At 43.7% G+C, this 14782-nt stretch carries 12 protein-coding genes; 3 read left to right on the top strand and 9 right to left on the bottom strand.

Features of this window, described 5'->3' with window-relative positions; all coding sequences use genetic code 11:
• Positions 1-72 precede the first annotated feature (72 nt).
• The 3 genes from DN730_RS11985 to DN730_RS11975 form a co-directional block, all read right to left on the bottom strand.
• Positions 73-978, bottom strand: coding sequence for a recombination-associated protein RdgC (locus DN730_RS11985; protein WP_115468381.1), 906 nt, complete (start codon positions 976-978; stop codon positions 73-75).
• 332 nt (positions 979-1310) lie between these two features.
• Positions 1311-1601, bottom strand: coding sequence for a LexA regulated protein (ybfE, locus tag DN730_RS11980; RefSeq protein ID WP_115468380.1), 291 nt, complete (start codon positions 1599-1601; stop codon positions 1311-1313).
• 225 nt (positions 1602-1826) lie between these two features.
• Positions 1827-3848, bottom strand: coding sequence for a carboxy terminal-processing peptidase (locus tag DN730_RS11975; protein ID WP_115468379.1), 2022 nt, complete (start codon positions 3846-3848; stop codon positions 1827-1829).
• A 122-nt stretch (positions 3849-3970) separates the two neighbouring features.
• Between DN730_RS11975 and DN730_RS11970 the strand changes: the two genes are divergently transcribed.
• The gene (locus DN730_RS11970) at positions 3971-5272 is read left to right on the top strand and encodes a M18 family aminopeptidase (protein ID WP_115468378.1); all 1302 of its coding nucleotides are present in this window, start codon (positions 3971-3973) and stop codon (positions 5270-5272) included.
• Between the two features lie 69 nt (positions 5273-5341).
• Here DN730_RS11970 and DN730_RS11965 read toward each other — a convergent pair whose 3' ends face one another.
• Positions 5342-6658, bottom strand: a complete 1317-nt coding sequence (locus DN730_RS11965; RefSeq protein ID WP_115468377.1) for a TolC family outer membrane protein — start codon at positions 6656-6658, stop codon at positions 5342-5344.
• A gap of 194 nt (positions 6659-6852) precedes the next feature.
• Entirely contained in the window at positions 6853-8088 is a 1236-nt protein-coding gene (locus DN730_RS11960) for a hypothetical protein (RefSeq protein ID WP_115468376.1), read from the bottom strand.
• Positions 8089-8199: 111 nt separating this feature from the next.
• Here DN730_RS11960 and DN730_RS11955 point away from each other — a divergent pair, with 111 nt between their 5' ends.
• The gene (locus tag DN730_RS11955; RefSeq protein WP_115468375.1) at positions 8200-8982 is read left to right on the top strand and encodes a 5'-3' exonuclease H3TH domain-containing protein; all 783 of its coding nucleotides are present in this window, start codon (positions 8200-8202) and stop codon (positions 8980-8982) included.
• Positions 8983-9101: 119 nt separating this feature from the next.
• Positions 9102-10583 carry a glutamate--tRNA ligase gene (gene gltX, locus DN730_RS11950; protein WP_115468374.1) on the top strand — a complete coding sequence of 494 codons (1482 nt, stop codon included), beginning with the start codon at positions 9102-9104 and terminating at the stop codon, positions 10581-10583.
• 75 nt (positions 10584-10658) lie between these two features.
• Here gltX and DN730_RS11945 read toward each other — a convergent pair whose 3' ends face one another.
• The 4 genes from DN730_RS11945 to DN730_RS11930 form a co-directional block, all read right to left on the bottom strand.
• Entirely contained in the window at positions 10659-12545 is a 1887-nt protein-coding gene (locus tag DN730_RS11945; protein ID WP_115468373.1) for a methyl-accepting chemotaxis protein, read from the bottom strand.
• 179 nt (positions 12546-12724) lie between these two features.
• Positions 12725-13039 carry a DUF3301 domain-containing protein gene (locus DN730_RS11940; protein ID WP_115468372.1) on the bottom strand — a complete coding sequence of 105 codons (315 nt, stop codon included), beginning with the start codon at positions 13037-13039 and terminating at the stop codon, positions 12725-12727.
• A 224-nt stretch (positions 13040-13263) separates the two neighbouring features.
• Positions 13264-13803, bottom strand: a complete 540-nt coding sequence (fldB, locus tag DN730_RS11935) for a flavodoxin FldB (protein WP_115468371.1) — start codon at positions 13801-13803, stop codon at positions 13264-13266.
• Positions 13804-13817: 14 nt separating this feature from the next.
• Complete coding sequence (locus tag DN730_RS11930; RefSeq protein WP_115468370.1) at positions 13818-14705, bottom strand: hypothetical protein; 888 nt, start codon at positions 14703-14705, stop codon at positions 13818-13820.
• Positions 14706-14782: the final 77 nt, after the last annotated feature.

Genomic DNA, 14782 nt, shown 5'->3' with positions numbered 1-14782 from the left:
TCGACAGTAGGTTGCGGTTACTGGCTTCGCCATTGTTCTCCCCAATGTTATCCACCCAATCTGTGGAAAAGATTATTCACTGTCAGAGATTTCAAACCATAATTTGTAAGAATCAAAGAACTCTCTAACCGTGAGTGACATCAACGCAAAATTAGCGTCCATATCTGACAGGTTGCCACCCTGCGAATCATTAAAAGCGCTTTCTTTGAGCGTATCGTCGAATTTTACTTTTTTAAGTGTTAAGTCATCATTAAGCACAAACGTCAGTTTATCTGTCCAGCGTAGAGCTAGGTTTTTAACACTCATACCTTGTTCTAAGTGGCGTGTTACGTCTTCTGATAAGGGCTCTAGTGATTTGAAGCGAATTTTGGCTTTGTCCTCGGAGCTGTCCTGAATCTCACATTCATCACCCGTCTCTAAGCTAGCGGGTAATTCATTTTTTATTAACCAGTCAGTCATGATACTGGCTGGGGATACTTGTGCCTGAAGCGGCACCATTGGAAAGCTTCCCAGTGTTGTTTGCAGTAACTTAAATAGTTGTTCTGTCATCCCTGCATTCGTGCTGTTGAGAACCAGTAATTTCGCTTGCAAATCAATGTAGGCCCATATGTCACTGCGCTTTGCGAATGCTTTTGGGCGCAATGTGAATACCAACTCTTCTTTCAGGTCGGACTTTTCTTTACGGCCAACTTTTCGACCTTCGACTAACTCAATTTCGGCGACCTTATTCTCTAGCTCTTCTCTTACTACCGCACTTGGGAGTACTTTTTCTTCTTTTCCCGCACGTAGTAATAGGCACCGATCACTTGTAATCGTCCATTGCTCGCTATTGCGGATCAATGGCATCCAGCCGAAAGTGAACTCATCTTGAGAACCACATTCGCGTAGGGGGTGCTCTGGGATTTTTGCGATCAGTTCGTTGCTGTCAAAGTCTTCGGTGTCTTTAAGTTGGAAAATCTGTAGATTTTTAAACCACATATAATGTTAACCCTTGATCGCTGTTCTAAATCGTTATTGGAGTTCAGAAATGGTGCGGTAGTGACGGTCCATTCAGGCATCTCCTTATTAGGTAGCGCTGCCGCATCTCTCTGGTTCAATGTTAGAGAGGTGTTGGTAACGCAAAGATGTGTGCTGATTCTATCAGGTTGGCGGCTCAAAAGAATAATGCTTACGTTAAGGGAATGGCTATATCGCGAAAATTTGCGGTACTACCCGTTTAGTACACTTGCAAAGCTTCCTTGCTTAGTTGGTTGCCGCTGTGAGTGTATCAACATCGCTGAGAATAGATTTATCTAACCAATGGCTAAGTCTTATTCGGCTTTAGAGACTTTTTTAGCCTTGTTGTATGCCAAGGCTATCTGCATAGTAAGCCAGTCTGAGCGTTTCACCCCTGACAGTTCGCAGAGCATGTCGAGTTTTTTAACTGTATCTTCGTCGAGCACCATTTCAACCCGCTTCAATCCTAGTGATTTTTCTTTCTCACGCTGGATGCGTTTATTGGCTTTTAGTTGATCTTTACGAGTGATTGGGCGAGTACGAGGGCGACCGCGATTCGTGCCAAATAGGTCAATTGTGTTGCGGTCAGAAGAAGCTTTAGCCATAGCATTTTAGTACGAATTGGTTAATTTCTATAGAATGGCAAAAGTGCGATTCTGCTTATAAGAAGTCTAGTACTTCTGTTTCAATCATGGCTCCGCCATACGAGCAAAGGAGAGCGGGGTTGAATATTGTTAATTACTTCTGGGCTGAGATAGCAAAAAAGAAGTTCTGATTCGAATGCCCATAAGGAAAAAGTCGCTCCACAGTCATTGGAGCGACTAACTTTATTAGTTCTGACTATCTTGATAGACCGCAATAAAGTCTAGGAGTACTTCAGCCGCTTCCTCAGCATAAACATCATCTTCTAAGGGTTCAATATCTTCGATGTTGTCTAGCGTCGGCAGATCTAATGCTCGACGGCGAGTATTTTCTCGTTTCAGCTCCCTAGCGTCCCCTTCTTCCCTTTGTTTCAGTCGTTCACGCTCATTAAGTGAAATTTTAGAGAAGCGTTCCTGCTGTGCTTTAACATCTTTAATTTGACTTTCTAACGCAACAAAGTTTGGGCTGCTCTCGATACGCTGATCGTGAAATTTGGTTAGCTTATCTAGGTACTGATCAAAGTCCCAATAAATGGGGTAGCGTGTGTCATGGATTTTGTCCCAAGGGAGTGGGTTATCTAATGCGCTTTCACCGACGCTATTCTCATCGAGAAGAGATGGAAATGAAATGTCTGGCATAACCCCTTTATGTTGCGTACTTTCGCCCGATACGCGGTAGAACTTGGCTTGTGTGACTTTTAATTGACCCTTGTCGAGCTCTTGCAGCACTTGTACCGTGCCTTTGCCAAATGTCTGTCCTCCGAGTATAAGGGCGCGACCATAATCTTGTAGTGCGCCTGCAACGATCTCAGAGGCCGATGCACTCATGCGATTAGTCAGTACAGCGAGTGGTCCACTGTAGGTAACACTGCGATCTTGATCACCTAAAATACTGACGCGCCCTGAGGTGTCGCGAATTTGTACGATTGGTCCAGCTGGAATAAACAACCCAGCTAACGAGTTTGCTTCCTGCAACGATCCACCGCCATTATTTCGAAGATCTAAAATTAATGCGGTAATGCCTTCTTGTCGTAATTCCTCGATGAGTTTTTTCGTGTCACGAGTTGAACTCTTATAATTTTGATCTCCACGCTGGATGGCAGCAAAGTCTGAATAGAAGGTAGGGAGCTCAATGACACCCACTTTGTATATCTTGCCTTCTCGCTCAACTTCTATGATTTGTTTTTTTGCGGACTGATCTTCAAGTTTGACTTTGTCACGCTTGATAACGATTTTCTTGCTTGCTTGGTCATTGCTTTTCGCCGGTAGCACTTCAAGAATAACATTTGTGCCCCGTTCACCACGTATCATGTCGACCACGTCGTCAAGGCGCATACCGATCACGTCTACAGGTGTTTCGCCTTCTTGTCCAACTGCAATGATTCGGTCATTAGGGGCGAGTTCCTTCTGTGCCTCAGCAGGGCCACCAGGGATAAGACGTACAACTTTTGTGTAATCATCTTCCATTTGCAATACAGCACCAATCCCTTCTAATGACAGGCTCATATTGATGTTGAATGTTTCTGATGCGCGTGGAGCAAAGTAAGTCGTGTGTGGATCCAGTGCAGAAGTTAAAGAATTCGCAAAACTCTGAAAGACATCCACAGCGTTGGTCTGTTCAATTTGTTTAAGCTGGTTGCTATAACGACGTTCAACCGCCTCAATGATTTCATCTTCACTGCTACCGTTAAGCATCATGGTTAAGGCACGGTTTTTTATACGCTTGCGCCAATAATCGTCTAGCTCCGCATCGGATTTCGCCCACTCCAAGCTATCTGGATCAGCATTGAGTGACTCAACGAGATCGTAATCAAACGATTTAACCATGCTGGGAATGTCTTCCAGCACTTTATGCAGCCTGACCTCAGCTCGATCTAGATAAGTGTTATACACGTCATAGGCCAGTTGCGTATCACCGTTACGGAGAGCATCATCCAGTTGATCTCGGTATTGAGAAAGGTGATCAATGTCTTCCTGAAGTAAAAAGCTGCGTGATGGATCAAGTGCTTGCAAATAATGATCGAAGGCTTTGCGTGAGACTTCGTCGTCTATCGGAGTTTTGTTATAGTGAACACTTTCCAACATTTCGACGATTTCTTTTGCTACCTGATCGTAGTCGTGTGGCGGTTCAAGCTTTTCGTAGGCTGATACGGGACCGCAAATAAGCGCGATACTGGGTAGCAAGCATGACAACAGGCGTTTATAAATCATCCGCAATGGGTTCTCTTAACTTTTGTGTTTGTGATTTTAAAATCATATTAGACTCGTCTTCACAAGACCAGTCCAGTTATGAAAAAGTCGTTTTTTTTATATCATTGACTTAGCAGGAAATTATGAATCAAGCTAGTTTTAATCAATCTCTGTTGTCTTTTCTTGATGACTCTCCAACACCATTTCACGCCGTTTCCGCAATGAAGTACAGTCTGTTGGATGCGGGTTATGAAGAGCTAGATGAGCAACAAGAATGGGTGATTTCAGAGGGTGGCCGTTATTTTGTGACGCGCAATGATTCCTCAATTATCGCATTTACTGCGCCAAGCTTAGATTTCGCGCATCAAGGGTTTCGTATGATAGGTGCTCACACCGATAGCCCGTGTTTAAAAGTTAAGCCAAACGCGCATCTAGAGCGCTTTGGTCATCATCAATTGGGTGTAGAAGTTTACGGTGGTGTGCTGATGCATACCTGGCTAGATCGTGATTTGTCCATTGCTGGGCGTGTTACCTTTAAAACAGAAGACGGTATATTGACGAGCCGTTTAATTGACTTCAAAGAGCCGATTGCACTGGTGCCAAACGTGGCGATTCATCTAAATCGAGGTGTCAACTCCGACGGTTTTAAAGTCAATCCGCAGGAAGAAATTTTACCTATTCTTTGTGGTGCAGATAATGATTTTGATTTTGAGGCCATTTTAACTGAGCAGATAAGGAGAGAGCATTCGGATGTTTCTGTGGCGTCAGTCTTGAGTTTCGAGCTTTGTCTCTATGATGTACAGAAAGCGGCAGTAACTGGGTTAAAGGAAGAGTACATTTCAGCATCGCGTTTGGACAATCTATTGAGTTGCTACGTTGGTTTGCAAGCCTTGTTAGCATCTGAAGAGAAGCGTCCAACAATGCTAATTTGTACAGACCATGAAGAGGTAGGAAGCCAGTCCGCATGCGGTGCTAATGGACCATTTCTAGAAGACGTGTTGCGTCGCTTAACACCGTCTCCAGAACAATATACTCAAGCTATTCAGCGCTCCATGCTGGTTTCGGCCGATAATGCTCATGCGTTACATCCCAATTACGCATCAAAACATGATCAATTGCATGCGCCACTTATTAACAAGGGAGCTGTGATTAAAGTTAATAACAACCAGCGTTATGCAACGAACAGTGAGACAACGGCTGTTTACAAAAATCTAGCGCTTGAGGCGGGTTTCGCTGTGCAAACATTCGTGGTTCGCAGTGATATGGCCTGTGGTAGTACAATAGGGCCGATTACAGCAGGAGAGATCGGGGTGGCCACACTCGACATTGGGTTGCCAACGTTTGCTATGCACTCGATTCGCGAGCTGGCTGGCTGTGATGATGCATTTAACCTGTATCAAGTTCTAGTTCTGTTTTCTCAATGCGATCAACTAATTAGCAAGTGAGAATGAATAAAAAATGCCCAACACACACTGTGTGTTGGGCATTTTTGAAATTTTAATCCTGATGACGTGTTAAATTAACCATTTATCAAGTTCTTGGATCTTGGATTCATCCAAATCCCCAGTTAGTTGATTTAGAGTGATTTGCTGTAATACAAAATTATAGCGTAATTGTTCGTATGTATTCTTCGCATTGAAATAGGTTGATTGAGCATCGAGCAATTCCACAATGTTGCGTGTGCCAACGTCATAGCCAGCTTGAGTCGCTTCTAAAGCACTTTCTGACGAGGTAATAAGTTGTCTTTGTGCATCGACCTGTGCTGCAATCGTTTTCAATTGCAGGACGGCATTTCGAATATTCAGTTCGATATTTTGTATTGAGCTGGCACGGGATTCAAATGCCGCTTCTGATCTTGCCGTGGCTTGACGCACAGAAGCGTTAATAGCGCCACCGCTGTACAAAGGTATTTTAACGCCTAAACCTATAGACGCGACATTTGTTGCGCCACTTTGCAGCGATGCAGGTGCATCAGAGTAGTTATTATCGGTTCGCGAGAGTGACCCTGTAATGGCGACAGTGGGGGTACGGCCACTCGCCTTTTGAATCTCAATATTAGTTTCAGCGGCTTTGACTGAAAGGTCGAGTATTTTGATGCTTTTGTTGTTAAGCATTGCCCGTTGAATCAGATCATTTACATTTAGGTTTGATGGTACATTGATTGGGTAGTCTTCAGACAATCGCGGTATTGAGTTGATAGGCTGTCCAGTGCGTTGGTATAGCGATTCCAATGCGATTGTTAATTGTGCTTCGGCTTGTAACTCGGACACCCGAATAGAATCATAGGCCGCTTGTGCGTCATGTAGATCGGTAATGGATACTAAACCAACTTCATATTGTTTCTTTACTCGATCCAGCTGCCCAGAGTAGCTTTTTACTTGAGATCTCGTGGTATTGAGGGTTGCTTGTGCCGTTAATACGTCAAAAAAATCTGCCAGTGTGTCCAACGCCAATACTTCTTCAGCTTGCTCAAAGGCGACACCAGAATTTTGGAATGAAATCTCTACAGCATCAACACCATAGTCAAGCGCGGGGGAGTATATTGGATAGTCCAAATTCACAGCCAGTTGATTTTGAACATTGCTGTATGAGCCACTAAAATTCTCTGGATCTGTTTTGGAGTAGCCTAGACTTCCGCTAAAACTAATATTGGGGTATAGGTTACCTCGTGTGACTTCGACTTGCTCTTTGTCTGCACGGTAGGTGGCGGCTGCAGCGCGTAGACTTGGGTCATGTGCCTTGGCTAAGTTGTATACTTGGATCAAGCTTTCCGAATGAGCGGGCAGAGCGATAGCCGCTGCAACAAATGACGCGATAATATGCTTTTTCATGGGTGTTTTTCTGGCCTTAATATGAAATAAATTTATATTACCTTACAGCGCTAGTAGTGGACACTACCCTAGGTGCTATATCTTGTATGACTATTGACAATATCATACCGAATCAATAAATCCCTGCGGGTTATTGTGTAAAAAATGGTACTTAGAGCCGACAATTTATGGATGTTGGCTCTAAGTTTAGGGTGTTAACGGCGATTCTGGAGATTTACGGTATAGCGAATCTTATTACTGTTGTTGGGGGATAAACTACCATCAATAACCAAAGAATTGGCGGTATTCTGTTCAATTGTCTTGGGCGAAACTTCTTTGATGGTTTGTTGTGTTTGATGTGTGATGCGATAACTTTGATTTTGTCGCGAGAGGTTTTCAAGAGTTAGCTCCCACGTTTGAGTTGTTAAGTCTTCATTTTGGGTTTCCGAAATTAAGGTTAACTCACCCTTTATATCTAAGCTTTTATTCAGTGTTGCAGTGAGAGGAGACCCTTGTCGGGTATTTGTTAAAGCAACTGAGTTGCCATGTAGAAAATAGGGTTTTTTGTGCCATAGCGTCGTGTAAGAGCCTGGGAGGAGGTCTTTTGGGCTATCAAACTGAATTTCTTGATTAAAGTCGAGTGCAATAGTTGACCGAGAACTGTAACTGTAAACGTTAGCAACATTATGACGTTGTTTTATTGGGCTAGTATGCTTGCCTAAGTCGACCAGTGTTTCAGATGTTGCTGGTAACGACAGTCCACTCAATTCTATCGTTATTTCACTATCGTTATACTGTGTATCTGGCACAGCCATCGATTCCATCATAGCAACATTCTTTGACATTTGACGCAGTACTGGTCGCGATGACTTGTAATGCAGTAGGGCTTCATTAAGCGCAAGGTCATTCGCTGAACGGTTTTGTACATTAGCTTGCTGAACAAGAGTAACTTGGTTGTCTTCGACAATTAAAGAGAGTTCTGGGGACCAGCTTAGCTCTTCCGTTCGGTAGGTTAGTAAGCCTTGGTAACTGACACTCTTTCGGCTAGTGACCGCAGCGAGTTTTGGGATAAGGTAAAAATCTGAAATAGGGTATTGGGCAGCGACACGTTGGACGCTTAGTGTAAAGTGGTTGCCCGACACGGCTTCTAAAGTACCTTCTAGAGATAGGTCTCGTTGTTTGTGCTCCACTCTAACTGGCTGCCCTAAATGTTCGGTCCAATTTTTTAGTGCAATGTTTGTGTTTTCAGGCAGTTGAAAGGAAGAGTAGTGATGCTCCATTGGGACAACACTCCCTACCATCGGCGTAAAACTAAGGGGAGACTTTGCGGTCAGTGTTTCACTGATCTGACTGCTGTGCTGTTCAATAACGACAGCACTTGGCGCTGCATGAGCATTGAGTACACTGAGCAAGAGGCCGGCAAGTAGTGGCGCTTCGAATTTCATTTTCATATTGTGGTCCTTACAATTAAGTGTGGCGTGGTGTGCTTGCGGTTAACTAATTGAACGTCAGGATACTGTAGAATAAGTCACAATAAATAGAACACTTCGTGGAAGGTAGATGTGTCGAATAAACTTTTACTAATTGATGGCTTAAATTTGACGCGTCGATTGCATGCGGCACTGGATAATGAACAAGATGTCGCCCGTCGTATCGAGCGGACGCAGAGTCTGTGCATTGATGTCATAGCGAAGTTGGTTAACCAGTTTTCTCCTACGCATATGGCTATTGTATTTGATTCGCCTGAGAAAACTTGGCGGCACGAGCTTTATCCAGAGTACAAGTTGGGGCGTGTACCCATGGATGACTCACTCCTAGAGTCGATGTCAGGTTTTGCTAAAGTATTTCGCTACAACGGGTGGCCGTGTTTGCGCCTAAGCGGTTGGGAAGCGGATGACCTTATTGCAACATTAGCGGTTAAGGCAAGTGCTAACCATATTCGCTCTATCATCGTGTCGACAGACAAGGGCTTTACCCAGTTGTTGAAGTATCATTATGTGCTGCAATACGACTACTTTGCAAAGCAAGGCTACGATACAGAGTGGGTAGAGCAGAAGTATGGTATTAGCTGTTCGTTGCTTCCAGATTACTGGTCAATGGTTGGAGATACGACAAACCATATCCCCGGCATTAAGGGGATTGGCCCCAAATCCTCAGTTGAAGTGCTAGCAGGCAAAAGCAGCATAGAAGAGGTGTTTGCGACATTAGATAGTTATCCTGATAAATATCGGCGTTTGCTAGATGGACAATTAGATCACTGCCTTTTTGCACGTTCTATGGTGACATTAAAAACGGATGTTGAAATCGGTATTCGTTTATCACAGCTCGCGCTAACTAGCCGTTAACCCTGTTGCTTTACGAAATCCTAATACCCTTTGAGTAAAAGATGCTATGGGACCCTTACTGCAATAGGCTAACAGGCATATAATAGCGCGCATCAATAATCTAATTAATGAGATAGGATATGTCTGAGGTAAGAACTCGTATTGCGCCTTCTCCAACGGGCGACCCTCACGTTGGTACTGCATACATCGCACTGTTTAATATGGCTTTTGCTAAGAAAATGGGCGGCGAATTTATTTTACGTATCGAAGATACAGACCAGACACGCAGTACTCCAGAATCGGAGAAGATGATCCTTGATGCGTTACGTTGGTTAGGATTAGATTGGTCTGAGGGCCCTGATGTAGGCGGCCCACATGGCCCTTACCGCCAAAGTGAGCGTGGCGATATTTACAAAGATTACGCACTAGAGCTAGTTGATAAAGGCCACGCATTCTATGCGTTTGAAACGCCTGAAGAGCTTGATCAAATGCGTATTGATCAGAAAGAACAAGGACTACCTCAAAAATACGATGGTCGCGCCTTAAACTTGAGCAAAGAAGAAATTAAAGAGAAGATCGATGCGGGTGTGCCATATGTCATTCGCATGAAAGTCCCAGAAGAGGGGACTTGTGTTGTACAGGACATGCTGCGTGGTGAAATCGAAATTGACTGGGCGCAAGTTGACATGCAAGTGTTGCTGAAAGCTGATGGTTTGCCGACATATCACCTTGCAAATGTTGTTGATGACCACTTGATGAAGATCACCCACGTAATCCGTGGTGAGGAGTGGATTAACTCTGCGCCCAAGCATATCTTGCTGTACCAATACTTTGGTTGGGACATTCCAACATTGTGCCATATGCCGTTGTTGCGTAATCCAGATAAATCAAAGTTATCAAAGCGTAAAAATCCAACTTCTATCCTGTATTACCAACGTATGGGGTTCTTACCTGAGGCAGTCATCAATTATCTTGGTCGTATGGGATGGTCGATGCCTGATGAAAGTGAGAAATTCACCTTGGAATCGATGATCGATAACTTTGATATTCAGCGCGTGTCCCTTGGTGGCCCTGTGTTTGATGTAGAGAAGCTCAAATGGTTAAACGGTATGTGGCTGCGCGAGGACTTATCAGTTACCGACTTTGCTCAGAAATTCGCGGAGTGGGGGTTAAACCATGAATACGTCAATGCAATTTTGCCTTTGATTATTCCGCGAGTAGAGACGTTCTCAGATGTCGCAGATGTCGCTGGCTTCTTCTTTAAGGGACAACTGGATGTTACTGCGGAGTCTTTCTCTGAAATTAAAATGGAAGAAGATACCTTACGTAAAGCACTTCAGTTCGCGCTATGGAAACTAGAGGCACTTCGCTCATGGGAAAAAGATAAAATCTTTACTGAGATGAAAAACCTTGCACAAGCAATGGGAGTGAAACCTAAAGATTTCTTTGCACCTTTATTTGTTGCGATATCGGGCACAACGGCATCGGTTTCGGTATTTGACTCGATGACAATTCTAGGTCCAGATATGACGCGTGCTCGCATACGCCATGCGGTTAATGCTGTGGGTGGACCATCCAAAAAAGAAACCAAGCGCTGGGAAAAAGAGTTCGTAGAGCTCTAAGTTAGGCGGAGTGATGCAACAAAAAACCGGCCTAAATGGCCGGTTTTTTTATGAGAGCGTAATAGCTGTAGTAAGTTAAGGGGTAGTGAAAACTCTTGTTTTATCGTCTAGAGCAGACACTTGATCATGGATATGACGAGTGTTCCCTTCAATACTATCGATATCGCCACTGTCACGCTGTAATTGCTGCGCAATGCGATCCATCTCTTCACTCATATGAACGGCTGTTTTAGCAACTTCTTGTACCGAGCGAGCCATATCACTTGAGGATTGAGAGCTTGTCTGAGCGTTTTGCTCAATCTCTCTTATAGCAAGCTCCGCTTTTTCGCTGAACTCTTCGATCGAGCGCAGGTTTTCTTGGCCACTTGACATAGTGTCGATTGCGGACTGCGTTGATACTTGTATAGTTCCGACAATATCTGTGATTTTTGCCGTTGCATCTACTGTTTTTTCAGCCAGCGAGCGAACTTCATCCGCTACGACTGAGAAGCCCCGTCCAGCTTCGCCCGCACGAGCCGCCTCAATGGCTGCGTTCAAAGCGAGTAAGTTGGTCTGATTGGCAAGATCGTTAATCATTGCTATCACGTTATCAATGTCTTTTGATAACTGCCCCAACTCGTTTAGCTGTCGTCCTGTATCGTTTACCACGTCGATGGTTTTACCGAGATTAAGTAGGGCGCCTTTAATGGTGTCTGAGCCCACTTTTGCAGATTCGTAAGTGTGCTTAGATTGCTCGCTTAATTCGTCTGTTGTATGAGAAATGCTAGAAATTGTTGTCGAAATCTCTTCAGTAGCCGCAGCCAAGGAACTTGTTTGCTCACTCACAGATCGGTTGCTCGTAGCGATATTACCAACGGCGCTGTTTAGTTGGGCTACCATATTGCTGACGTCACGTGTTGTATGAACAACGTCTCCAATAACGGAACCCAGCCCATTGGTCATTTCATTAACAGAGCCACATAATGAATCAAATTCATCATTACGTTTGGAGTTTACGGGTAGCTGGGCAGTCAGGTCACCGTTTTTAACTTTGCTTAAGTCGCGAATGATTTGGCCCAGAGTTTGATTAACGCTTCGGCCAATTCCCATCATCATAAGGCCTGCCAACACTGCAACGATAACACTGACAACAATAACACTAATACTGGCCTGTTGTGACTGCGCGGCGGCTTGCTGACGAGCGGAAATTACTTCAGAGCGAAGTAGCTCTTGCGCTTGATTCGTTGCGTTGTTGTATTTATCACGGATATCCGCAAAGGCAGCTTCAAGATTGTCAAGCTCTCCCATAACGCTGCCATAGGCTTGAACTTTTTCGTAGTAAGCAACGATGAATTCACCGAATTGCTCTTCTGATCCAAAGTTTTCAACTCGTTTGTAGAATTTTCTGTAGCGCTCTTCAAATGCTTGTTGATTTGCTTCCGTCGGCTCAAAGATATAGTTCTTCTCGGCTTCCCGTACAGGTAAAAACTCCAGTTTCATAAGGCTCAAGAATGACACTTTTTCGACAACGTCTTCTCCAAGCTGGGAAATTTCACCCTTTAACCCCGCTGTCGCATTAAAGCCTATATTTTGTTTAAGCGTTACCAGATCATGCAAAGCTTGGGTGTAATCATTGAGGTAACTACTAATGGTGGAGAGGACCTCATCGGTCTCAGGGTTTTGTACCAGCTCTATATCTTCATTGATAAGGGCTGAGAACTGATCAGAGCTCGCGTTGATACTAGCTAGGAATTGCTCATATGTGTCGTTATTTAAGCTGTCCAGCTGCTCATAAAGAGCCATATTTGAAATCACAAGGGAGGAAAGGTCATTCTGAACTTTGGTTATTGACTCGAAACGTTCTGAGGCGGATGTCTGTGCGCTCATCCCGTTCAATGCCACTACGGTTACGATAATAAAACCAAGTATCGCCCCGCCTAAAAGTATCGTTAGTTTGGCCTTAAAACTTAGGTTTGCCAGCATTACAATCACCTATATAGTCATTTTTTTTATTTATGTATGTACTATAGACACTAATACATTTTTTTTTAATACACTGAGTATTGAATGTTTTTTTGTTTTTGTAAATAGAAAACTGTCAAAGTCCTCATTTTTACGCGCTAGGTCAAGTGCTTATGTCGATTTGCTTGCGGACACTAAGGTTAAATCCTATGAGCGTCAAAATAAATCCCCACTTGTCTGGTACCGATCATCTCAATTTCACCTTTGTAGCGTTTTTCTCCGGTGGTCGTGAACGTGAAACGGTACTTTCGTCTGATTGCAAATGCTCCATTGTTAAAGTCTGGCCGCCAATAAACGCCATATATTGAGTCATCTAACATTTGCATATCCAAATGTTTACAATGACTTTTGACGAGTCTAAGTGCTCGCTCTCGAGTCGTTAGGTTTAGCCAAATAGCCGATGCTACGATCAAAACAATGAAGGCTACGAAGAGCTCGAAAAGGGTGAAGTTCATAATGGCAGCTAATTATATGAGTGTCGTTATACAAGCTTACAAAAGGTACCCGAAAAAGGAAACGCGCTTTCTCAAAAAGCAGGAGAGAGAAAAGAGAAAGCGCGTTTTTATGCAGAAAAATTCATAGGTTAATCACATTGTTACACAGATTTGGTCATTCGGGGCAGCGAATGAGTGGAAGCCAAACGAGTCGAGTGTAACGCAGTGAGCCAGTCAGTTTTAACCTATGTGGCTGCCAGTGCCAGTTCTGCATAAAGTTGTAAGACCCACTGTTCAACGCGTTGATCAGTCAGGTCAAATTGCTGATCTTCATCGATGGCTAAGCCTACGAATTCAGATTTGTCTTTATTTGCCGCCAATGAGGCTTCAAAGTCATAACCCTTTGTTGGCCAAAGGCCGATGAGTTTTGCGCCTGTTGGTCTTAATTGTTCATATAGCCAGCCCATTGCGTCGACAAAATAATCACCATATCCAAACTGATCACCTAAACCGTATAAGGCAATGGTTTTACCGCTAAGGTTTAACTCCGTCAGAGCATCGCCAGCGTCTTCCCAGTCACTTTGGATTCCTCCAAAGTCCCATGTAGGGATCCCTAGAATCAAAAAGTCGTATTTCAACATTAGCGAAAGGTCGACATCGGATATATTGTGTCGCTCTACTACCCGGTCAAGCTCTGCGAATTGCTGTTGAATTTTTTGGCCTACCATCTCAGTATTGCTAGTGTCAGTGCCATAAAATAGTCCGATGGTATGTGTTGCTTCCATAGCGTCCTCTAATATTAATGTATACCACTTAATTGGTGGCTCATGACACCAAATCGCTTTAGGCAGGCCTCTTCTATTTCATTTGCATCAAGTCCTGTTTGTATCTCAATTTTATGACTTAATTCTTTAGGCGTATGTTCATGGGCCTCTGTCAGCGCTTTACGGATAGCGACTTCGATTTGGTATTCTTCAAGTGTCATTCCAATAATGAGTGGATAGCCTATTTCTATGGCCGTTTGCGTTAATCCACAAAGTCGGGCTAGTTCTTTTGACGTCAATTTAGGGCGGCTTTCTAAAAGGTTCTGACTCTTAAATAGCTTATGCTGACACCCTTCGCAATGCGACAAGTGGTGGTTAATTTGGATATGTTCAATGACTTGAAAAATGAGGCCATATAGTTTGCCAGCGAGTGCCAAGCTCTTGCTCTCTTGAGAAAGCACTGCGGTAAAATCAGAACGAATGGCTGTTGTTGGTAGCAATTCTAATGAGTCCCCCGTGTCCGTGTGGAAGCTGGTGACTCTTTCAAAGAAATGCTCAGCTTTGTGAGGTAATTCTCCCGTTACTTGATTCAGAAGATCCCATTCGATAAATATTTGTGACCAGTGAAATGCTTGTTCGCCTTCGGCAGACCAATTTACCACGGTATCCAAATAAACAGGTGTCACTTGGATGCTCTTGATTGAGTTTGTGCCAGTCGTGTCTCGGGTATGTGACAGTGTGATATAAACCCCCGCTTTGAGCCCCTGTTTAATAGTAAGAGCGCGCTGTATATAGGTTGATTGTCGAGTAAAGCGAAGACCATGAGAGGGTTGTTTTATTACGCGTTCGCCGACGATAAAGTGTGCCCATTGTTGGGCAACCTTTCCGTTATCATTAAATAGCTCGTTGGCGTTTAACTGCATTAGTAATCACTTCATTGGTTGAGAATGATTACTATTTAATAGCAATGTTTTTGTTAATGCAAGTGATTCTCAATTAA

Origin of the sequence: Marinomonas piezotolerans (genome assembly GCF_003362755.1) — a bacterium.
GTDB classification, from domain to species: Bacteria; Pseudomonadota; Gammaproteobacteria; order Pseudomonadales; family Marinomonadaceae; genus Marinomonas; species Marinomonas piezotolerans.
The sequence above is the reverse complement of the archived record's forward strand: the minus strand, read 5'-3'. Positions and strand labels throughout refer to the sequence as shown.

Bases quoted from the DNA above. Each gene is read 5' to 3' on its own strand.
- DN730_RS11940 (WP_115468372.1), bottom strand. From the start codon at position 13,039: ATGAACTTCACCCTTTTCGAGCTCTTCGTAGCCTTCATTGTTTTGATC.
- DN730_RS11965 (WP_115468377.1), bottom strand. From the start codon at position 6,658: ATGAAAAAGCATATTATCGCGTCATTTGTTGCAGCGGCTATCGCTCTG.
- DN730_RS11945 (WP_115468373.1), bottom strand. From the start codon at position 12,545: ATGCTGGCAAACCTAAGTTTTAAGGCCAAACTAACGATACTTTTAGGC.
- ybfE (WP_115468380.1), bottom strand. From the start codon at position 1,601: ATGGCTAAAGCTTCTTCTGACCGCAACACAATTGACCTATTTGGCACG.
- DN730_RS11930 (WP_115468370.1), bottom strand. From the start codon at position 14,705: ATGCAGTTAAACGCCAACGAGCTATTTAATGATAACGGAAAGGTTGCC.
- gltX (WP_115468374.1), top strand. From the start codon at position 9,102: ATGTCTGAGGTAAGAACTCGTATTGCGCCTTCTCCAACGGGCGACCCT.
- DN730_RS11970 (WP_115468378.1), top strand. From the start codon at position 3,971: ATGAATCAAGCTAGTTTTAATCAATCTCTGTTGTCTTTTCTTGATGAC.
- fldB (WP_115468371.1), bottom strand. From the start codon at position 13,803: ATGGAAGCAACACATACCATCGGACTATTTTATGGCACTGACACTAGC.
- DN730_RS11960 (WP_115468376.1), bottom strand. From the start codon at position 8,088: ATGAAAATGAAATTCGAAGCGCCACTACTTGCCGGCCTCTTGCTCAGT.
- DN730_RS11975 (WP_115468379.1), bottom strand. From the start codon at position 3,848: ATGATTTATAAACGCCTGTTGTCATGCTTGCTACCCAGTATCGCGCTT.
- DN730_RS11985 (WP_115468381.1), bottom strand. From the start codon at position 978: ATGTGGTTTAAAAATCTACAGATTTTCCAACTTAAAGACACCGAAGAC.